Source organism: Flavobacterium haoranii, assembly GCF_009363055.1.
Classification (GTDB): Bacteria; Bacteroidota; Bacteroidia; order Flavobacteriales; family Flavobacteriaceae; genus Flavobacterium; species Flavobacterium haoranii.
Genome location: NZ_CP045292.1, coordinates 1,729,098 through 1,751,317, shown reverse-complemented (window position 1 = coordinate 1,751,317; position 22,220 = coordinate 1,729,098). Strand labels below are relative to the sequence as shown.

14 protein-coding genes, 1 tRNA gene and 3 pseudogenes are annotated in these 22,220 nt (G+C 32.4%); 15 read left to right on the top strand and 3 right to left on the bottom strand.

Features of this window, described 5'->3' with window-relative positions; all coding sequences use genetic code 11:
- Positions 1-163: 163 nt before the first annotated feature.
- Positions 164-1,302 (bottom strand): annotated as a pseudogene (locus GCU34_RS08430) (acyl-CoA dehydrogenase).
- 97 nt (positions 1,303-1,399) lie between these two features.
- Between GCU34_RS08430 and GCU34_RS08425 the strand changes: the two are divergent.
- The 8 genes and pseudogenes from GCU34_RS08425 (at position 1,400) to GCU34_RS08390 (ending at position 8,732) form a co-directional block, all read left to right on the top strand.
- Positions 1,400-2,479, top strand: a complete 1,080-nt coding sequence (locus GCU34_RS08425; RefSeq protein WP_072784645.1) for an anhydro-N-acetylmuramic acid kinase — start codon at positions 1,400-1,402, stop codon at positions 2,477-2,479.
- 82 nt (positions 2,480-2,561) lie between these two features.
- Positions 2,562-3,787 (top strand): annotated as a pseudogene (locus GCU34_RS08420) (Glu/Leu/Phe/Val dehydrogenase dimerization domain-containing protein).
- Positions 3,788-3,793: 6 nt separating this feature from the next.
- Positions 3,794-5,158: a sodium:proton antiporter NhaD gene (nhaD, locus tag GCU34_RS08415; RefSeq protein WP_072784641.1), complete on the top strand. Its 1,365-nt coding sequence runs from the start codon at positions 3,794-3,796 to the stop codon at positions 5,156-5,158.
- A gap of 46 nt (positions 5,159-5,204) precedes the next feature.
- Positions 5,205-5,909 (top strand): MotA/TolQ/ExbB proton channel family protein, encoded by a 705-nt coding sequence (locus GCU34_RS08410; RefSeq protein ID WP_072784639.1) that lies wholly within the window; start codon positions 5,205-5,207, stop codon positions 5,907-5,909.
- Between the two features lies 1 nt (position 5,910).
- Entirely contained in the window at positions 5,911-6,306 is a 396-nt protein-coding gene (locus GCU34_RS08405; protein ID WP_072784637.1) for an ExbD/TolR family protein, read from the top strand.
- Positions 6,307-6,512: 206 nt separating this feature from the next.
- On the top strand, positions 6,513-7,217 hold the full coding sequence (locus tag GCU34_RS08400) for an energy transducer TonB (protein WP_227658667.1): 705 nt from the start codon (positions 6,513-6,515) through the stop codon (positions 7,215-7,217).
- A gap of 119 nt (positions 7,218-7,336) precedes the next feature.
- Positions 7,337-8,554 carry a bifunctional folylpolyglutamate synthase/dihydrofolate synthase gene (locus GCU34_RS08395; protein WP_072784635.1) on the top strand — a complete coding sequence of 406 codons (1,218 nt, stop codon included), beginning with the start codon at positions 7,337-7,339 and terminating at the stop codon, positions 8,552-8,554.
- 103 nt (positions 8,555-8,657) lie between these two features.
- Positions 8,658-8,732, top strand: a tRNA-Val gene (locus GCU34_RS08390).
- Positions 8,733-8,832: 100 nt separating this feature from the next.
- Here GCU34_RS08390 and GCU34_RS08385 read toward each other — a convergent pair.
- Entirely contained in the window at positions 8,833-10,116 is a 1,284-nt protein-coding gene (locus GCU34_RS08385) for a UDP-N-acetylmuramoyl-tripeptide--D-alanyl-D-alanine ligase (RefSeq protein ID WP_072784633.1), read from the bottom strand.
- Positions 10,117-10,177: 61 nt separating this feature from the next.
- Entirely contained in the window at positions 10,178-11,878 is a 1,701-nt protein-coding gene (gldJ, locus tag GCU34_RS08380; RefSeq protein ID WP_072784632.1) for a gliding motility lipoprotein GldJ, read from the bottom strand.
- A 210-nt stretch (positions 11,879-12,088) separates the two neighbouring features.
- Between gldJ and porU the strand changes: the two genes are divergently transcribed.
- The 7 genes and pseudogenes from porU (at position 12,089) to GCU34_RS08345 (ending at position 22,202) form a co-directional block, all read left to right on the top strand.
- Positions 12,089-15,931 carry a type IX secretion system sortase PorU gene (porU, locus tag GCU34_RS08375; RefSeq protein WP_072784630.1) on the top strand — a complete coding sequence of 1,281 codons (3,843 nt, stop codon included), beginning with the start codon at positions 12,089-12,091 and terminating at the stop codon, positions 15,929-15,931.
- A 36-nt stretch (positions 15,932-15,967) separates the two neighbouring features.
- The gene (porV, locus tag GCU34_RS08370; protein ID WP_072784628.1) at positions 15,968-17,179 is read left to right on the top strand and encodes a type IX secretion system outer membrane channel protein PorV; all 1,212 of its coding nucleotides are present in this window, start codon (positions 15,968-15,970) and stop codon (positions 17,177-17,179) included.
- A gap of 59 nt (positions 17,180-17,238) precedes the next feature.
- Positions 17,239-17,721, top strand: a complete 483-nt coding sequence (gene cdd / locus GCU34_RS08365; RefSeq protein WP_072784627.1) for a cytidine deaminase — start codon at positions 17,239-17,241, stop codon at positions 17,719-17,721.
- Positions 17,722-17,863: 142 nt separating this feature from the next.
- Entirely contained in the window at positions 17,864-18,862 is a 999-nt protein-coding gene (gene pdhA / locus GCU34_RS08360; protein WP_072784625.1) for a pyruvate dehydrogenase (acetyl-transferring) E1 component subunit alpha, read from the top strand.
- A 5-nt stretch (positions 18,863-18,867) separates the two neighbouring features.
- Positions 18,868-20,481: a pyruvate dehydrogenase complex dihydrolipoamide acetyltransferase gene (locus tag GCU34_RS08355; protein ID WP_072784623.1), complete on the top strand. Its 1,614-nt coding sequence runs from the start codon at positions 18,868-18,870 to the stop codon at positions 20,479-20,481.
- 71 nt (positions 20,482-20,552) lie between these two features.
- Positions 20,553-21,526: pseudogene (locus GCU34_RS14395) on the top strand (M20/M25/M40 family metallo-hydrolase).
- Entirely contained in the window at positions 21,516-22,202 is a 687-nt protein-coding gene (locus GCU34_RS08345) for an SDR family NAD(P)-dependent oxidoreductase (RefSeq protein ID WP_072784619.1), read from the top strand. The pseudogene GCU34_RS14395 and the gene GCU34_RS08345 overlap by 11 nt, the downstream one beginning before the upstream one ends.
- Positions 22,203-22,220 lie beyond the last annotated feature (18 nt).

Below are 22,220 nucleotides of genomic sequence, written 5' to 3'. Positions count from 1 at the left end.
AAGTTATGAAAAAAACAGCAAACACAGTAGTATTTTGAAAAGAATTATTGAAAATATAACATAATGTTGTAAAAAATAAGCTTTATTGAAAAAAGTGCTATTAAAAATGCAAAAAAAAAGAGTTCAGTTTTTGCTGAACTCTTTTAAAATTTATTGTGAAAGATTATTTTACTAATCCTCTTGAAATTACAATTCGTTGGATTTCTGAAGTTCCTTCGTAAATCTGAGTGATTTTAGCATCACGCATCATACGTTCCACATGATATTCTGCAACGTAACCGTTTCCACCGTGAATTTGAACCGCTTCATTAGCTACTTCTAAAGCTACTTCTGAAGCATATAATTTTGCCATTGCACCAGAGTGCGCAATATCTAAACCTTGATCTTTTTCAGATGCTGCTTTATGCACTAATAATCTAGCTGCTGTAGTTTTTACGTGCATGTCAGCTAATTTGAATGCAATTGCTTGATGTTGAAAAATTGGTTTACCAAAAGCAACTCTTTCTTGAGCATATTTTAAAGCTAATTCATAAGAACCTTGAGCAATACCTAATGCTTGAGAAGCAATTCCAATACGTCCGCCATTTAAAGTAGACATGGCAAAAGCAAAACCGAAACCATCAGCACCAATTCTGTTTTCTTTTGGAACTTTTACATCATTAAATAATAAAGTATGCGTGTCAGAACCACGAATACCCATTTTCTTTTCTTTTGGACCAACTTCAAAACCTGGCATTCCTTTTTCTACAATAAGAACGTTAATCCCTTTGTGTCCTTTTGAAGCGTCAGTTTGAGCAATTACTAAATAAGTAGAAGCAGTTCCACCATTTGTAATCCAGTTTTTTGTTCCGTTTAATAAATAATGGTCACCCATATCTATTGCAGTTGTTCTTTGAGAAGTTGCATCAGAACCCGCCTCTGGTTCTGATAAACAGAAAGCTCCAATTACTTCACCTTTTGCAAGAGGAGTTAAATATTTTATTTTTTGTTCTTCTGATCCATATTTTTCTAAACCAGCACAAACTAAAGAGTTGTTTACAGACATGATAACAGCAGCAGATGCATCTACTTTAGCAATCTCTTCCATAGCTAAAGTGTACGAAATACTGTCTAAACCAGCTCCACCATATTTTGGATCCACCATCATACCCAAAATCCTAGTTCAGCCATTTTTTTAACTTGCTCAGTAGGGAAAATTGAATGTTCATCTCTCTCAATAACGCCAGGTAATAATTCTGTTTGAGCAAAATCTCTTGCTGCTTGTTGAATCATTAAATGCTCTTCGCTTAATTTAAAATCCATAGTATTTAAATAAAAAGTTTGTGTTTTGTTTAAAAAAAGTTCCCAAATGTAGTCATTTGCTATCAAATTTTCAATATGAATTTGTAATTTTAACCCCATGATTAAAGAAAACTACAACGTTATAGGCGTAATGTCAGGAACTTCCTTGGATGGAATTGATTTTTCTTACTTAAAATTCTATAAAAAGGACCAAAAATGGAATTTTGAGGTTCTTAATGTTGAAACATTTTCTTACAATTCGAACTGGAAAGAAACTTTAAATAGTGCCTTTTATTTAAAAAAGGAAGAATTAGATGTTTTAAATAAAAATTACACTCAATTTTTAGCAGGCCAAATTCAATTATTTATTGATAAAAATAAAATAGAAGATGTTGATGCGGTTTGTAGTCATGGACATACTATTTTACATCAACCTGAAAAAGGGCTAACATTACAAATTGGAAATTTACCTGAAATAGCCACTATATTAAAGAAAACTGTTGTATGTAATTTTAGAGTTCAAGATGTGAAATTAGGTGGGCAAGGAGCACCATTGGTGCCAATTGGAGATGAATTACTTTTTTCAGAATATGATTATTGTTTGAATTTAGGTGGTTTTTCTAATGTTTCATTTAATGAAAACGGAAAACGTATAGCTTTTGATATTTCACCTGTTAATATAGTGCTGAATTATTTTACTGAAAAAATTGGTTTTCAATATGACAACGAAGGGGAATTAGCAAAATCAGGAGTTATTAATAATCAATTATTAAAAGAGCTAAATGCTTTAGATTTTTATGAGAAATCATATCCTAAATCGCTAGGAAAAGAGTTTGTACAAAAAGAAATTCTACCTATAATAAACAAATATGAAATATCGATTAATGATATTTTAAGAACATTCGTTGAACATATAGCTATTCAGCTTGTAAAAGAAATAAAAGATAATTCGAGCGTTTTAATTACTGGCGGAGGCGCTTATAATATTTTTTTAATTGAAAGATTAAAAGAACTAAATCCAACCGCAAATTGGATAATCCCAAATAAAAAATTAATCGAGTTTAAAGAAGCTCTAATATTTGGATTTTTAGGTGTTTTGAAGTTAAGAAACGAAATTAATGTTTTGGCTTCAGTTACTGGAGCGTCTAAAAATCATTCTTCAGGAAATATTTTTCACTATCCTCAAAAAGATTGTTAGGAAATCGCTAAAATATTTTGTTTCAACTATTAGAACGACTTATAATATGTATATTTGTGAAACTTAAAATTAACCCAAACTAATGAAAGATTTACTTCAAAAATTTGAAAATAAAGAACCAGAAATTGTATTTAATTGGAAAGATCCTGAAACCGATGCAGAAGGGTGGACAGTAATAAATTCTCTTCGTGGTGGTGCTGCTGGAGGAGGAACTAGAATGCGTAAAGGATTAGATATGAATGAAGTACTTTCTTTGGCAAAAACTATGGAAGTAAAATTTACTGTTTCAGGTCCAGCAATTGGTGGAGCTAAATCAGGAATTAACTTTGATCCAAATGATCCTCGCAAGAAAGGCGTTTTAGAGCGTTGGTACAAAGCAGTGTCACCTTTATTAAAAAATTATTATGGTACAGGTGGCGATTTAAATGTTGATGAAATTCATGAAGTAATTCCAATGACAGAAGATTGTGGTGTTTGGCATCCACAAGAAGGTGTTTTTAATGGACATTTTAAACCTACTGAAGCTGATAAAATTAACAGAATTGGTCAATTACGTCAAGGCGTAATTAAAGTTATTGAAAATCCTAACTTTTCACCAGATGTAAACCGTAAATATACAGTTGCAGATATGATTACGGGTTATGGTGTAGCAGAAGCTGTTCGTCATTATTATACTACATTTGGTGGTGATGTTAAAGGTAAAAAGCTATTGTACAAGGATTTGGTAATGTCGGTTCAGCTGCAGCTTATTACTTATCTCAAATGGGAGCTAAAGTAGTTGGTATTATAGATAGAGATGGTGGTTTAATCAACGAAAACGGATTTTCATTCGAAGAAATTAAAGAATTATTCTTAAACAAAGATGGAAATAAATTAGTAGCGGCTAATATGATTCCGTTTGAAGAATTAAATAAAAGAATTTGGTCAACTGAAGCGCATATTTTTGCACCTTGCGCTGCTTCTCGTTTAGTAACAAAAGAGCAAGTAGATCAAATGATAGCTTCTGGACTTGAAGTAATTTCAAGTGGTGCAAACGTTCCATTCGCAGATAAAGAAATTTTCTTTGGTCCAATTATGGAAGAAACAGATAAAAAAGTAAGTTTATTGCCAGATTTTATTGCTAACTGCGGTATGGCTAGAGTATTTGCTTATTTTATGGAATGTAAAGTTCAAATGACAGATGAAGCTATTTTCTCTGATACTTCAAATATTATTAAAAACGCAATTCAAAAAGTTTACGATTCAAATGCTGATAAGAAAAACATCAGTGCTAGAGCTTTTGAAATTGCATTAAAACAACTAATCTAATTTTTAATGGAAACTTTATTAATTGTAATTTTTATTCTTGGATATTTAGGTATTGCTATGGAGCATACTTTTAAAATAGATAAATTAATCCCTGCTTTAGGAATGATGGCTATTTTATGGGCTATTATTGCTGTAAATCACATGCAGGTTTATGAAATTTTACCAGGAGTTGGTAAAGAAGCGCATCATGTAGAAGGTGTGTTGTTACATCATTTAGGAAAAACAGCTGAAATTTTATTTTTCTTAATGGGAGCTATGACTATTGTTGAAATTGTAGACTATTTTGACGGTTTTTCAACTATTAAGTCATTTATTAAAACAAAAAGTAAAACAAGATTACTTTGGTTGTTCACTACTTTAGCGTTTGTCTTATCGGCTATTATCGATAACCTTACTGCTACAATTGTTCTAATCACAATTTTACAAAAAATCATTAAAGACAAAGAAGTTAGACTTTGGTTTGCCGGTTTAATTGTTATTGCTGCTAATGCTGGTGGTGCTTGGTCACCAATTGGTGACGTTACTACTACAATGCTTTGGATTGCTAATAAGGTTTCAGCTGCTTCTTTAATCGAACACGTATTAATTCCTTCAATTCTTTGTTATGTAGTTCCTGTAGTAATTGCTTCTCGTATGGCAATTTTTAAAGGTAAAGTTGAGGATGATACAACTGAAGAAGAAGAAAGTTCGTCAAAATATGGTTCTGTAATGTTTTACCTTGGATTGGGTGCTATTATGTTTGTTCCTATCTTTAAAACAATTACACATTTACCACCATACGTTGGTATGATGTTATCTTTAGCTATCGTTGCGGCTATTGCAGAATTTTTGAGTAATCGTGAATTCAGCATGGGTGGAGCAACAGCTGGTGAAGGTTCTCATAATCATAGCCCAGTTCATAAGTCACTTTCTAAAATTGAGATGCCAAGTATTTTATTTTTCTTAGGTATTTTAATGGCGGTTGCTGCTTTAGAATCTTTAGGAATGTTATTTGATTTTGCTGGAATTTTAGAAGCTTATGTCCCAAATTTAGGAACAGAACACCATTCAACAAAAATTTCTGATTTAGTTGTATTGTTATTAGGAGCGGGTTCAGCTGTTATTGATAATGTGCCTTTAGTAGCAGCAAGTATTGGAATGTTCCAAATTGGTATGGATGAACCAGCCTGGCATTTTATTGCTTATGCTGCAGGAACAGGAGGAAGTATTTTAATTATTGGTTCTGCTGCGGGTGTAGTAGCAATGGGAATGGAAAAAATTGATTTCTTTTGGTATTTGAAAAAAATTGGTTGGTTAGCCTTAATTGGATTTTTAGCAGGATCGGCTGGTTTTATAATTATTAGAGATGTAATTTTAAATGCTGCTCCATAATATAATTTTTTAAAAGAATTTTCGTTACAATAATAAAAATATAAATATGAGTTTATTTCTTCAAGCAGATAGTTTAGCAATTGCTAACGAAGTTTTAACTGATGATCAACCAGTAGAAAAAACCTTATCAATTTGGGAGCTTTTAACTAGTGGAGGAATTGGTGGTCAAGCCATTATTTTAGTGCTTTTTATTTTGTTGTTTTTAGCTTTGTTCTTGTATTTCGAACGCTTAATGGCAATTAATAAAGCAAGTAAAATTGATGCAAATTTCATGAATAATATTAAAATGAATATTATGTCAGGTAAAATAGATAGTGCTAAAATGCTTTGTGCTCAAACTAATTCCCCAGTTGCTCGTTTAATTGAGAAAGGAATTTCTCGCATTGGTAAACCACTTGAAGATATAAATACGGCTATTGAAAATGCGGGTAACTTAGAATTATATAAACTAGAGAAAAATACAAGTATGCTAGCTACTATTTCTGGAGCTGGACCAATGATTGGTTTCCTTGGAACAGTTTTAGGTATGATTCTTGCTTTCCATAAAATGGCAAGTGGAGGAGGGCAAATAGAAGTTGGTGCGCTTGCAGAAGGTATTTATACTGCAATGACGACTACAGTTGTAGGTTTAATTGTAGGTATTATTGCTTATATGGGATACAATCACTTAGTTGTTAAAACAAACAAAGTGGTAAACCAAATGGAAGCAAATGCAGTAGAGTTCTTAGATTTATTAAACGAGCCAGTATAGTATGAGAATTGGTAAAAACAAAAATAAAGTATCAACAGAATTCAATATGTCGTCAATGACGGATATTGTTTTCTTGTTGCTTATATTTTTTATGCTTACCTCCACAATGGTTACTACAAATGCCTTAGACTTAGTTTTACCTAAAGGAAAAGGAAAAACAGATAGTAACAAAAGTTTGTCGGTAAGTATTGATAAAGATTTGAACTTTTTTATCGACAAAAATAAAGTCGACGAAACTCAACTTGAAGAGCTTTTGCTAGCTCAAATGCAAGGAAGTGAAAATAAAGCTATTGTTTTACGTGCCGAGAAATCGGTACCTCACGAAAAAGTAGTTTATGTAATGGATATCGCATACCGCAATCAAATAAAAATGGTTGTAGCAGTTAATCCAAAATAAAAATAAGAAGCTAATTCCTGCTGTGCGCTGTATCTTTTTTGTAAGTTTTGGTTAAATCGAGAACAAAAAAGGATGTCGCTTCCATCAGGGCTAAAAAGTACAATTATGAAGTTTTTAGAAACAACAGAAGAAAAAAGTCGTTTGCTATTACAAGCGCAATCTTCGCTGTACTTTTATTAATAGTGCTTTTCTTTGGGATGACTTACATGGATCCTCCGCCAGAAAATGGTATTGCTATAAATTTTGGTACTAGCGATGTAGGACAAGGTGAAATTCAGCCTACAGAGCCTATAAAGAGTGCGCCAACTCCAACTGTAAGTGAGCCTGTAACGTCTAATGAAGAAAATACATTAACTCAAGACGACGATTCGCCAGTTGTGGTAACACCAAAAAAAGATAATACAAAACCAAAAACAGAAACTCCTAAAGAGACTCCTAAACCTAAGGTTGAAACTCCAAAACCGTCTAGCTCCACTACAAATGCTTTAGATGCATTAATTAATGGACCAAAATCAGATGGAAATACTACTGGTGGTCATGGAGATGATGGTTTACCTGGAGATAAAGGAGATCCTAACAGAAGTATTTATGCCAACAGTTTCTATGGTGGCGGAAGTGGGAATGGAACTGGTGGAGGAAGAGGTTATGGTTTGAATGGAAGAAATCTTGCCAAAAAGGGTGAAAAAGTTCAACAATGCGGGAACGAAACGGGCAAGGTTATAGTTCAAATCACAGTTAATAGAAGTGGTGACGTAATTAAAACTCAGTATGTTAAAGGCACAACTAATACAACTCCATGTGTATTGGATGCAGCTTATAGAACTGCAAGAAATTATAAATGGAAAGCAGATAGTAACGCACCTGACACACAAATAGGTTGGATTGAGGTTAATTTTACAGTAGGAGAATAAAACAATTATATAACAAGCAATCGGTATCGATTGCTTTTTTTAGCCCCGACAGTAGCTAACTACCGTGTAGTGCGAATGGCGGGAATTACATTTACCAATACACCAAAATTTTGCTCCAAATGAATTATAAAGAAACAACAGAATGGCTTTTTAATAAATTGCCCATGTTTCAACAGCAAGGGGCCAAAGCTTATAAAGCTGACCTAAAAAATATTCTTGCGTTAAGCAATCATTTAAATAGTCCACAAAAGTATTTTAAAATTGTTCATGTAGCAGGTACAAATGGTAAGGGTTCAACAAGCTCTATGTTAGCTTCTATTTTACAAGAAGCAGGTTATAAAGTAGGTTTGTTTACTTCACCTCATTTAAAAGACTACCGTGAAAGAATTAAAATTAACGGGGAAAAAATTTCAAAAGAGTTTGTCGTCGATTTTGTTGCAACTAACAAAACTTTTTTTGAAGAAAACTCACTGAGTTTTTTTGAAATGACCACCGGGTTAGCATTTTCATATTTTCATAAAGAAAAGGTTGATGTTGCAATTATTGAAGTTGGTATGGGAGGTCGTTTAGATTCTACCAATATTGTTGAGCCTATACTTTCTGTAATAACAAATATAGGGTTTGATCATAAACAATTTCTTGGCGATACACTTGATATGATTGCTTATGAAAAAGCGGGAATCATTAAACCTCGTGTTCCAGTAGTTGTGGGAGAAACAACTAAAGAAACAAAGCGAGTTTTTGAGGCCATTGCGGCTTTAAATTTATCGGAATTGCATTTTGCTGAAACAAAGAGCTTTCCTCATTATGAATGTGCATTTAAAGGAGATTATCAAGAACATAATATCAAAACGGTTTTAACAGCGATTTCATTGTTAAAAATTCATTTTTCGGTTACTAAAAAAGATATTGAAAACGGATTAAAGAATGTTGTGGTAAATACTGGTTTGTTAGGACGTTGGCAAGTTTTACAAGAAGATAATCCTTTTATAGTTTGCGATTCTGCGCATAACGAACATGGGTTAAAAATTGTAATTAATCAATTAAAAAAACTAGATGTTAAGCGACTTCGTTTTGTGTTAGGTTTTGTAAATGATAAAGATTTGGATGAGATTTTAACACTGTTTCCAAAAGATGCTCAGTATTATTTTTGTAAGCCAAATGTAGCTCGTGGTCTAGAAACGGATAAATTATTTGAATTGGCTCAAAAAAATAATTTAGTTGGTAAAATTTTTAATTCGGTAGCTGAGGCTTATAAAACAGCAATTCAAGATTCAGATAATGAAGATGTTATATATGTAGGCGGAAGTACTTTTGTTGTGGCTGAGGTTGTGTGATTTTAAGCAGAAATAAAAAAATACATTTTTTTATTTAAAAAGATTTGGAATAATAAAAAACTGTCTTATATTTGCACCCGCATTACAGAAGTAATCACTGTAAGGGCGATTAGCTCAGTTGGTTCAGAGCACCTCGTTTACACCGAGGGGGTCGGGGGTTCGAATCCCTCATCGCCCACTAAAATTAAAAAAACGCTTAAGATTTCTTAAGCGTTTTTTTATTTCATTTAATTGTTAATTCAAGTAAAAAAGCGAACTTATTTAAGTTCGCTTTTTTATTAAAGTATATCTAAAGTTCTTTCTAAACTCATGCCTCTTGATCCTTTTATGAGGAACAATTCATTTTTTATTTTTTCTTCTTTAAATTCACTACTAAAGGAATCAAAATCTTTAAAAAACTTAATGTTGTTAGAGTCATTTTGGTTTTCGTAAAAATGTTTACCGACTAGCCAAAATTTTACATCTTTTTGAGAAGTGCATAATGCTATTATTTTTTTGTGTTCTAAAGCACTTTCTTCTCCTAATTCGAACATGTCACCAAGTATTGCTGTTTTGTTTAATTCAGCTAGCTGAAAAAAGTTTAGCAAAGCGGCTTCCATGCTACTAGGGTTTGCGTTGTAAGCGTCTAAAATTATTTTATTGGAATTCTTCTCTATTATTTGTGATCTGTTGTTGTTGGGAATATATGATTCAATTGCATTTTTAATATCTTCATTGGATATATTGAAATATTTACCAAGCGTAATTGCTGCATTAATGTTATTTGAATTGTAAATTCCAATTAAGTTTGATTGTATAATAGTATTCTCAAATTCAATAGCAACCATTGGATTTGCTGTAATGTTATCTATCAAAACATTGCTGTTTTTTTCTTTAGTTGAAAAAGTATAGCGTTCAATGTTTTTGGTTTTTTCTTTTTGAATTGGATCATCTAAATTTACAATACACTTTTGATTGTTATTTTGTAAATAGTCGTAAAGTTCACTTTTCCCTTTAATGATGCCTTCAATTCCTCCAAAACCTTCTAAATGAGCTTTTCCAAAATTTGTAATATAGCCAATATTTGGTTCTGCTATAGAACATAAAAATTCTATTTCTTTTTGGTGATTGGCGCCCATTTCAACAATTCCTATCTCAGTTTCACTAGTGAAACTTAATAATGTTAAAGGAACTCCAATATGATTATTCAAATTGCCTATAGTAGCTTTTGTTTTAAACTTTTTTGAAAGTACAACATTGAATAATTCTTTGGTTGTAGTTTTTCCGTTACTGCCAGTTAAACCAACAATGGTTAGGTTAATTTCCTTTCTGTGAAAGTTTGCAAGTTTTTGGAGTGCTTCTAATGAATTGTTAACTAATATAGTCCTATTATCAATATGATAATTACTATCGTCAATAACTACATATTTTGCGCCTTTTTCTAAAGCTTCTTTTGCAAATTCGTTTGCATTGAATTTTTCTCCTTTTAAGGCGAAAAACATACTGTCTTTTTGAATATTTCTAGTATCTGTAGTTATGCCTTTTGTTTCAAGAAATTTCTCGTAAAGTTGACTTGTTTTCATATGGCGAATATAATAAAAAGCCCTTTCAATTGAAAGGGCTTTTTTGTATGAAGTATGAAAATTATTTTTTAGGGTTTCCTCTAGGAGTCTTTTTGTTAGACTTAGGACCTACTTTAGACATTGCACATCTAAATCCAATGTAGTCAGTTGCCATATCTTGAGGGAAATATCTTCTTTGAGCAGGATCTAACCAATATGCTCTGTCTCTCCAAGAACCACCTTTGTAAACTCTTACATTGTCGTCAACTAAAGTCGTTCTCTTATCAGACTTATCGTATGTTTTAACCATTTCACCTAAGCTGTCTGCTTGAATTTTGTGTTTTGGTGCATCATACATTGTATATTTTTCGTTTCCACCTTCTTCAGCTTCCTCTTCATCTCCACCAAAACGGAAGTAACGTGTTGAAGCTCTATCACCATCTCTATAATTTCTGTTGTCAGAAGTAGAGAATTGTGTTCTTAAATAAGTTTCGTTTTCATCAACTGGAATTTGTGCAATTTGACCAGGGAAATTTCTAGCCATAATTTTTCCGTTGCTCAATGTATCGTAAGTGATGTTGTCAGCAGTAACTAATTCAGTACTTCCGTCTTCACCAATTTTGTTTTTCATGTAAACGTTACCTCTGAAATAGTTGAAATCATTTACTTCGTCGTCAACCATTGGTCTATATACGTCAGCAACCCATTCTGCAACGTTACCAGCCATATCATATAAACCAAAATCATTTGGAGCATAAGATTTAACTTTGTTTGTGATATCAGCACCGTCATCAGACCATCCAGCAACCCCGCCGTAATCACCTTTACCTTGTTTAAAGTTTGCTAATTGATCACCTCTATATTGACGTTTAGATGAACGTGTATATTGTCCACTCCAAGGGTATTTCTTTTGTCCTTTGTATATGTTGAACTCTCTGTTACCAACAAGAGCCAAGGCAGCATATTCCCATTCAGCTTCAGTAGGAAGTCTATATTCTGGTAAAATTAAACCAGAGCTTCTTTGAGCGTAAACGTTTTTCTCTTCTTCAGTAGCTTCTTTTCTTCCACTCATACCTTTTTTAAGTACGATTTCCTCATTTCCGCCATAACTTTTGTTAGGAGTTGCTAAATAAGTCTCAGTATCAAAAGTAGAAGTTGCAGTTACTGATTCTGCAAAATCAATTTTTGCATCTTTTTTCAAGTAGCCGTTTTTCTCTAAAATATTTTCGTTAACACGATTCGTTCTCCATTTACAAAACTCCATTGCTTGAATCCAATTAACACCTACTACTGGATATTCTGCATAAGCTGGATGTCTTAAATAGTTATTTGTCATAGTTTCGTTGTAACCTAAACGGTTTCTCCAAACTAAAGTATCAGGAATTGCACCTGTGTAAATGTTTTTATAATTTTCGTCTGTTGGAGGGAATACAGTTTTAACCCAAAATAAGTATTCGGTATACATTAAATTGGTTACTTCAGTTTCATCCATAAAGAATGATTGAACATGTTGTTGAGTAGGTGTGTTGTTCCAATCGTGCATTGGATCATCAGCAACTTTACCCATTGTAAATGTTCCTCCTTCTACAGGAACCATTCCTGGAGGAGTTTCTTGTTTTTTGTACTTGGTGTTGTATTGAAAACCACCGTTCTTGTCATTAATTTTCCAGCCAGTAGCTTTAGAACCACCTTTAGAACTTGACCCTTTACTACAGCTTGATAAACCTATTGCTACCGACAGTGCCAATAACAACTTTAAAGCCATCATTTTCTTAATTTTCATACTTTAGTAGGTAATAATTTTAGTGGTGCAAGATAATAATTATGAATTAAAATGCAACATGAATTTAAAAAAATCTAAAAAAAATTAATTTTATGTTAAAATGCACTTTAATAACGTGTAAATTATGTATTTATTGTTTGTGAATTAGTATAATAGAAAATATTTTTATCTCTTTGTAATATTAAGAAAATAAATACGTTTTATAGCTGTATGAAAAAGGAATTTTTACTCTTACTTTTTTTAAGTTCTTTTCTGTGGTCACAAAATAGAAGAGAAATTGCTTTGGATTGGAGTGGTTTTAGATCGCATGAAATTACAGAAGGCGTTTATTTTAAATATCCTTATGGAGGTAATTATACTGATGTAAATTTAGATAAAAAAGCAATATATATTAAAGAGGTTTTTAAATCAAATTCTAAAATTGATGAAAATTCTTTAAAAATTATTTCAGTTGAATATGAATCTGTCAACACTATTGAAGTTTATGATTTAGATATAAGAGAAATAAAACCAACAATCAATGCAAAATTAGAATATGCAAATGCTAGAGGAGAACATTATTGTTTATTTTCGTTTTCACCTTATATTAAGGAAGGTAATTCTATTAAAAGAGTAAAAAAAATAAGTTACAATTATAATGAAACAACTGGTTTAAGAAACATCAGTCAATCTCAAAACGTTTTTGCCGCTCAGAATTCGGTTTTAGCGAGTGGTGATTGGTATCGTTTTTATATTGAAAAATCAGGAGTTTATAAATTGTCAAAATCTTTTCTCCAAAGTTTAGGTTTAAATGTTAATGTAGACCCACGAACTATTAAAATTTATGGTAACGGTGGAAGAATGTTGCCTTTATTAAATAGTGTTTCCTATCCTGTTGATTTAACTGAAAACGCAATTTCTTTTATTGGAGAAGATGATGGTTCGTTTGATGATGGTGATTATATTTTGTTTTATGCTGAAGGTGTTGATAATTGGAGTCAAGAAAATTTAACAAGTTTAAATTTATATACGGATAAGACTTATTATTATGTAACTGCTAATGCTGGTTCAGGAAAAAGAATTGAAACAGCCTCTGAACCAACAGCAACTCCAGATGTTGTTTTTACGAAATATAATTCAGAACAATATCACGAACAAGATCTAGTGAATATCGCTAAAATTAGTAGAAAATGGTTTGGGGAAGAATTTAATATTGATGATGAACAAACATTTAATTTTAATTTTCCGAATTTAGATACTACTTCATCTTTACAGTTTGAGGTTAATGTTGCATCAAAGTCTTTGACGAGTACTGATTTTCAATATTCAATCAATGGTCAAAATGTTGGAAATTCAAGTTTTACTGTTTTACCTTCACTAGGTTTAACAACTTTAGAAAGCACGAGAACATTTTCTGTAAATTCAAGTAATACCACAGTACAAGTAAAGCTTGCTTATAATAACGGAGGTGTGCCAACCTCAAATGGATATTTAAACTATATAAAGTTAAAAGCTACTAATAATTTAAGAGGTTATGGAGAACAATTTTTATTTTATAATTCGCAACAAGCTACTTCAATTGGTGTAGGAGAATATCAAATTTCTAATGCTTCTGGTATTTCAGAAGTTTGGGATGTTACCGATATTTATAATGCAAAGAAATATACTGTTTCTGGTGCTAATTATTCATTTAAAGTAAGTCTAGGTTTCAATGGAAGATATGTTGCAGTAGATAATTCTGATTATTATACACCTTTAAAAGAAAATAATTCTAAAATTGTAAATCAAAATTTAAAAGGAACAATTTTTCAAAATAACCAAGGGGCATTTCAGGATATTGATTATTTGATAATCACACCAAGTTTTTTAGTAAATCAAGCAGAAAAATTAGCAAATTTTCATAGAACTAATGCCGGTTTAAATGTCAAAGTGGTAAAGTTAGAAGAAATCTATAACGAATTTTCTTCAGGTAATCAAGATGTTGCTGCTATTAGAAATTTTATCAAATATGTGTATTGGAATGCATCAAGTCCTGATAAAAGAGTGAAGTATATTAACATGTTTGGAGATGCTTCTTATGATTTTAAAGATAGAGTTTCAAACAATACGAATATAGTTCCAATTTTTCATGCTTTGTCACCTGCTTTTTCGATGTCGGGTAGTTTTGTTTCGGATGATTTTTTTGTCTTAATGGATGATTCTGAAGGAACCATGACAAGTGGTTTTGATGGACTAGATATCGCAATAGGAAGAATGGTCGTTTCGTCAACTCAACAGGCTGATGAAATGGTGAATAAAGTTTTTGAGTATTATGATGAAAATTCTTATGGCAGATGGCGAAATTCTTATTTGATTTATTCTGATGATGCAGACGATGCAAGTGATGCTAATTTACAATTTCAAATTGATGATGTAGCAGATGAATTAACTCAGGAAAGACCATTTGTGAATGTTGTTAAAATCCATACAGATTCTTATATTCAGCAAGTAAGTGCTGGAGGTGAACGTTATCCAGATGCAAAACGAGATTTTATTGATAATATAGAAAAAGGTGTACTTGTTGCAAATTATTTAGGTCATGGAAATGAAGAGTTTTTGGCTAGAGAAAGATTGTTTGAAAGGTTAGAGGCTCAAAATTTAAATAACAAATATAGATATCCATTGATTGTCTTAGTAACTTGTGATTTCACAAGATTTGATGATCCTAGTAGAATATCTGGTGGAGAATATGCTTATCTAAACACAAAAGGTGGAGGAATAAGTTTGGTAGCAACAAATAGAGAAATCTCTGTTACAACGGGAATATTAATGAGTGGTTTAATTACCGAGCGAATTTACGCATATGGTGAAACTAAATATCCAACAGTTGCAGAAGCTGTACGAAGAGCAAAATTATTAACACCATCTTCAGATAGAAGGGTAGTCGCTTATATTGGTGATCCAGCTTTGCATTTGGCTATTCCAAAGCCTAAAGTTGTACTAACTGAAGTTAATGATGTTCCTGTAAATCAAAGTATGCCAGTATTCCAAGCGTTACAACCAATGAAAATTGAAGGGCAAATTGTTGATGAAAACGATGTTTTAATTTCAAATTATAATGGAGATGTTGCAATTCAAGTTTTTGATAAAGATATTAACCGTTCTACATTAGGAAATAACAATGCAACAAATGGTTCTGGTCAAGTAATTATTATGGATTTTGTTACTTTAGGAGAAACAGTTGTGAGAGGAAATGCTTCGGTAACAAATGGTAATTTTGAATTTAATTTTATTGTTCCTCAAGATATTCGTATTCCTGTGGGCAATGGAAAGGTTAGTTTTTATGCAAAACGTAATGCACCGTTGTTAGAAGATCAAACGGGTTATAATTTAGATATTCAAGTGGGCGGAGTGAATACGAATGCTCCGGTTGATAATACACCGCCAACAGTTCAATTGTATATGAATGATGAGAGTTTTGTAAGTGGAGGTGTTACAAATTGTTCTCCAATATTATTGGCACATTTATTTGATGAAAGTGGAATTAATACAGCAAGTGGAATTGGACATGATATTGTAGCGATTTTAGACGGCGACGAAACAAATCCATATATATTAAACGATTATTACGAAACGGAATTAGATGATTTTACTCGTGGTTATGTTCGTTTTCCACTTCGCGATTTAGAACCTGGAATGCATACCATCTTATTTAAAGCTTGGGATGTTTATAATAATTTAATAACAATGGAAATTCAGTTTAATGCTGTTTGTTCAAACGACGGATTAAAAATTGATAAAGTTTTAAATTATCCTAATCCTTTTTCTACTTATACAGAATTTTGGTTTACACATAACATGCCGTTTGAACCACTCGATGTTCAAGTACAAATTTTTACAATTACTGGTAAAGTAGTAAAAACAATTAACCAACAAGTAACTACCGAAGGTTTCTTGTCTCGTGAAGTAACTTGGGATGGTAGAGATGATTTTGGAGATAAAATTGGTAAAGGAGTTTATGTTTATAAATTGACGGTTCGTTCTAGTCTAACTGGCAAGAAAGTAGAAAAACACGAGAAACTTGTAATCCTATAATAAAATAGTATATTTGTCAACTTAATAATTTTTATAATGAAAAAAATAGCGGTTTTTTTAACTCTAATTGTTTCAGTTCAGTTTTTAAAAGCTCAAGATGGAGATAGAAGAGTAGTAACTACTGGTGTACCATTCTTATTAATTGCTGCCGATGCTCGTTCAGCGGGTATGGGAGATATGGGAGTAGCAACATCTGCAGATGCTTTCTCTCAACAATACAACCCAGCAAAATATGCTTTCTCATTAAAAAAACAAGGTTTTTCAGTGAGTTATACACCTTATTTAGCGTCAATTGCAAATGATATTAAATTAGCACAATTAACATATTATAATAGAATTAACGAACAGAGTGCTTTTGCAGGTTCTTTTCGTTATTTTGGATTAGGAGATATTCAATTAACAGATAGTAATGGAAATCCAACCACTAATGTAAACCCAAATGAATTTGCAGTAGATGGTTCATATTCATTAAAGTTAAGTGATCAATTTTCGATGGCTGTTGCGGGTCGATATATTCGTTCTAATTTACAAATTAACGATGGTACAAATGATGCTTCTGCAGCTTCTAGTTTTGCAGTAGATGTGGCGGCTTATTATCAATCAGAAGAAATTGCTTATAATGATTTTAACGGTCGTTGGAGAGCAGGTATTAACTTGCAAAACATGGGGCCAAAAATTAATTATAATAAAGATAATTTAGATGAGAATGCAAACTTTTTACCAGCAAATTTACGTTTAGGGGCTGGTTTCGATTTTATTCTAGACGAATACAATAAAGTTTGCGTAACAGGAGAGGTTACTAAATTAATGGTGCCAACACCTCCAGCTAAAATTCAAGATTATGATGTTGATGAAGATGGTGATATTGATGGCACTGATGAAGCAGCAGTAGATCAAATGAATAGTGATGCAATTTTAGATTACAGAAAAACAGGTTGGGTAAGCGGAATGTTTAATTCATTTGGAGATGCTCCTGATGGTTTTTCAGAAGAATTAAAAGAAGTAACATGGGCTTTAGGAGCAGAATATTGGTACCAAGATTCATTTGCATTAAGAACGGGTTATTTTCATGAAAGCGAACAAAAAGGAGCTCGTAAATTTTTTACTTTAGGAGCAGGATTTAAATATAATATTGTAAAAGTAGATGTTTCTTATTTGTTCTCTGCATCGAAAGTTAGAAATCCATTGGAAAACACATTGCGTTTTTCTCTTACATTTAACTTTGGTGATGATTACGATGAATTATAAAAAAGTATAACTTTAACTGAATCCAAATTCTAAAGAATTTGGATTTTTTTTCCTTAAATATGAAGCAAATTTCTGTTAATGCAAATTTTACCGTTTATAGTTCTATTGATGAACTTAATGAGGTTGAAAAAGAATTAATGAAAAAAGCCATTTCGGCAAGAGAACAAGCTTATGCACCTTACTCAAAATTTAAGGTAGGGGCTGCTTTATTACTAGAAAATAATGAAGTTGTGGTAGGTTCAAATCAAGAAAATGCAGCTTATCCCTCAGGTTTATGTGCAGAGCGTGTTACGATTTTTTACGCAGGTGCAAATTATCCAAATGTTGGATTTAAAAAATTGTTTATTTCTGCCTCACCTGAAGATCAATTATTAGCAAAACCAATTCCACCTTGTGGAGCTTGCAGGCAATCTATTGCAGAGTATGAAATTAAACAAGAAACTCCAATAGAAATTTATTTTATGGGAGGCACAGGAGAGGTATATAAGAGTGATTCATTGAGGAATTTATTGCCGTTACTGTTCGACAAGAATTATCTATAACGATTTCGTTGATAAAATTGATAAAAATTAACAAAAAGCAGGAAAAATATTGAAGATTAATTTTTTCAATATTTTTTGAAGTAGTATTTTTGCTAATTATAAATTTTTTGCAAAAAAAATTTTTTTAAAAAACAAACTAAACATGAAACCAATCACAAAAGAAGTATACCTAAAGTGGTATGAAGAAATGCAGTTTTGGAGAAAATTCGAGGACAAGTTGGCTGCATTATATATCCAACAAAAAGTTAGAGGATTTCTTCATTTATATAATGGACAAGAAGCTGTTCTAGCGGGTGCCTTACACGCTATGGATTTGTCTAAAGATAAAATGATTACTGCTTATCGTAATCACGTACAGCCAATTGGTATGGGTGTAGATCCGCGTAGAGTAATGGCAGAACTTTTAGGTAAAGCAACTGGTACTTCTCAAGGATTAGGTGGTTCTATGCATATTTTTTCTAAAGAAAAAGGATTTTATGGTGGACACGGTATCGTTGGTGGTCAAATTCCTTTAGGAGCAGGTATTGCTTTTGCTGATAAATATTTTGAAACAGGTGGAGTTACTTTAACTTATTTTGGTGATGGTGCTGCACGACAAGGTTCTTTACACGAAGCTTTCAATATGGCGATGAACTGGAAATTACCAGTGGTTTTTATCGTTGAAAATAATGGTTATGCAATGGGAACTTCAGTAGAAAGAACTGCAAACCATACAGATATTTGGAAATTAGGTTTAGGTTACGAAATGCCATGTGGACCAGTTGATGGAATGAATCCAATTAAAGTTGCTGAAGCTATGCATGAAGCAATTGAAAGAGCACGTCGCGGAGATGGACCAACTTTCTTAGAAATGAAAACGTATCGTTATAGAGGTCACTCTATGTCAGATGCGCAACACTACAGAACAAAAGAAGAGGTAGAAGAATACAAAAAAATTGACCCTATTACTCAAGTTCTAGATATTATCAAAGAGAATAATTACGCAACAGAAGCTGAAATTGAAGCTATGGATCAAAGAGTTTCTGATTTAGTTGCAGAATGTGAGAAATTCGCTGAAGAATCTCCATATCCAGATTTAAGCGTAATGTATGACGTAGTATACGAACAAGAGAATTATCCATTTTTACCTCATAAATTATAAGCATTATGGCTACAGTTATTACAATGCCTCGTTTAAGCGATACCATGACAGAAGGTACCGTAGCAACATGGTTGAAAAAGGTAGGCGACAAAGTAAAAGAAGGAGATATTTTAGCTGAAATTGAAACTGATAAAGCTACAATGGAGTTTGAGTCTTTCAATGCTGGAACTTTATTACATATTGGTATTCAAGAGGGACAATCTGCACCAGTTGATTCGCTTTTAGCAATTATTGGTAACGAAGGAGAAGATATTTCTGCTTTATTGAGTGGAGGAGCTTCTGCTCCAACTGAAGAGCCAAAAGCTGAAGTTAAAGAAGAACCAAAAGTTGCTGCTACTGCTGAATTTAAAATGCCTGAAGGAGTAAAAGTAGTTACAATGCCACGTTTAAGTGATACTATGACTACTGGTACAGTTGCAACTTGGTTAAAGAAAGTTGGTGACGCAATTAAAGAAGGAGATATTTTAGCAGAGATTGAAACTGATAAAGCTACAATGGAATTTGAATCTTTCAACGCGGGTACATTATTGTATATTGGTGTAGAAGAAGGAGGTTCAGCTCCAGTAGATACTATTTTAGCTATTTTAGGGCCTGCAGGAACTGATGTTTCTGGTGTGGTTGCTAATTATAAAGCTGACGGTTCATCTGAAGAATCTAAAAAAGAAGAAGTTAAAACTGAAGTAAAAGTAGAAGAGTCTGCTGCAACAGTTCAAAATACAAATACAGGAGGAAGAATTTTTGCTTCTCCTTTAGCTAAGAAAATTGCTGAAGAAAAAGGAATTAACCTTTCTCAAGTAAAAGGAAGTGGTGAAAATGGTAGAATTGTAAAAAGTGATGTGGAGAACTTTACTCCATCGTCGACTTCAACTCCAGCTCAAGCGGTTGCAGAAGCATCTCAAGCAGTTGCTGCGGTTAAACCATTTGTTCCTGCAGGTGAAGTTTTCCAAGAGGAAATTAAAAATTCTCAAATGCGTAAAACTATTGCGCGTCGTTTAGCAGAATCTAAATTTACTGCACCACATTATTATCTAACTATTGAGTTAGATATGGATAATGCAATTGCTTCTCGTGGAATGATTAATTCGTTACCAGATACTAAAGTTTCTTTCAACGATATGGTTATTAAAGCTTGTGCCATGGCATTAAAGAAACATCCACAAGTTAACTCTCAATGGAGAGAAGATGCGATGGTTTTAAATCACCATGTAAATATTGGTGTAGCAGTAGCCGTTGAAGATGGATTAGTGGTTCCTGTGTTGAAATTTACTGATGCTATGAGTTTGTCTCAAATTGGAGCTAATGTAAAAGATATGGCGGGAAGAGCTAAAGCTAAGAAAATTCAACCAGCTGAAATGGAAGGAAGTACTTTTACAATTTCTAACTTAGGAATGTTTGGTATTCAATCATTTACATCAATTATTAATCAGCCTAATTCAGCAATTTTATCTGTTGGAGCAATTATTGAAAAACCAGTAGTTAAAAATGGTCAAATTGTAGTAGGTAATACTATGACAGTTACTTTAGCTTGTGATCATAGAACGGTTGATGGAGCTACTGGAGCTCAATTCTTACAAACGTTAAAAGCGTTTATGGAAAATCCAGTAACTATGTTAGCGTAATAAAAGTTAATATTTATATAGAGAATCCCAACAATTGTTGGGATTTTTTTATTTTTACAAAAACTCATTACATGAAATTTATTCAATTAATTTTAATAGCTCTATTAATCACGTCTTGTAGATCAGTACAAGTTCAAAATGATACTTCTAATCAATCAAGGTCTAGTTCTGTAACTTTTTCTACATCTGAAAGTGTGGGTAAGACATTATTTTATTTAGCTTCAGATGAATTAGAAGGAAGAGATACCGGGAGTGAAGGGATTGAAAAAGCGGCAGCTTTCTTAGAAGATTTAATGAAGAAAAATGGAGTAAAACCTTATTTTAAGACTTATCGCGATACTTTATCTAATTTTGACAAACCCGCTTATAATATTGTAGGATATTTAGAAGGAAATGATCCAAATTTAAAAAATGAATTTGTAATCATTGGTGCGCATTACGATCATATTGGTAGAATTAAAGCGGTTAACGGAGATGATATTGGAAATGGAGCAAATGATAATGCTTCGGGTTCTACAGCAGTTACTGAGTTAATCAAATATTTTGGAAAGAATAAAGGAAATAAAAGAAGTTTGTTGTTTGTTTTCTTTTCGGCAGAAGAAAAAGGATTGTTGGGTTCAAAACATTTGGCGAAAAAACTTCATGATAAAAAATGGATTTGTATTTCATGTTCAATTTTGAAATGATTGGTGTACCAATGAAAAGAACAGATATGTTAATGTATATTACAGGATTCGGAAAAAGTAACATGGCTTCGAAAATAAATGAGATTGCAGGCGAAAATTTAGTTGGATATATTCCAATGCAAACCCAATATCAATTATTTAGAGCCTCAGATAATTATCCATTTTATACAGAATTTAATGTGCCGGCTCAAACGGTTTCAACATTTGATTTTGAAAACTTTGAATTTTACCATCAACCTGATGATGAGTTCGAATTAATGAAGCCAGAACATATGGCAAAAGTAGTTAATAAAATGATTCCTGTTTTGGAACAAATGATGAATGCACCAACTAAAGAGATTGAACTAAATGGAAAATAAAAACATTATTATTACAGGAACTTCAAGAGGTATAGGTTTCGAATTAGCTTTACAATTTGCCGATGCTGGACATCAAGTATTGGCAATTTCCCGTAAAATGCCAAAAAGCTTAATGGAGCATTCAAATATAACTTGTTTGTCTATAGATATTTCTGATGAAAATGAAATGGAACAAGTTGAAAAGTTTGTAAAAGATTCTTGGAGCAATAAAGTCGATGTATTAATAAACAATGCTGGATTGTTAGTCAATAAACCATTTGAACAATTAACCACTAGCGATTTTGAACAAGTTTATAAAGTGAACGTTTTTGCAGTTGCAGCGCTAACACAAGTTTGCATTCCATTTATGAAAAAAGGAAGTCATGTCGTAACAATAAGTTCGATGGGTGGCATACAAGGAAGTATGAAATTTCCAGGTTTAGCGGCTTACTCTTCTAGTAAGGGAGCTGTAATTACACTATTTGAATTATTAGCTGAAGAGTATAAAGAAAGCGGAATTGCTTTTAATGTCTTAGCGTTAGGAGCAGTTAATACAGAAATGCTTCAAGAAGCTTTTCCGGGTTATGAAGCACCTTTATCGGCAAAAGAAATGGCAAATTATATTTTCGATTTTAGTTTAAACGGAAATAAGTATTACAACGGCAAAGTTTTACAAGTAAGTTCAACTACTCCGTAGTTTTAATTATTCTATTTC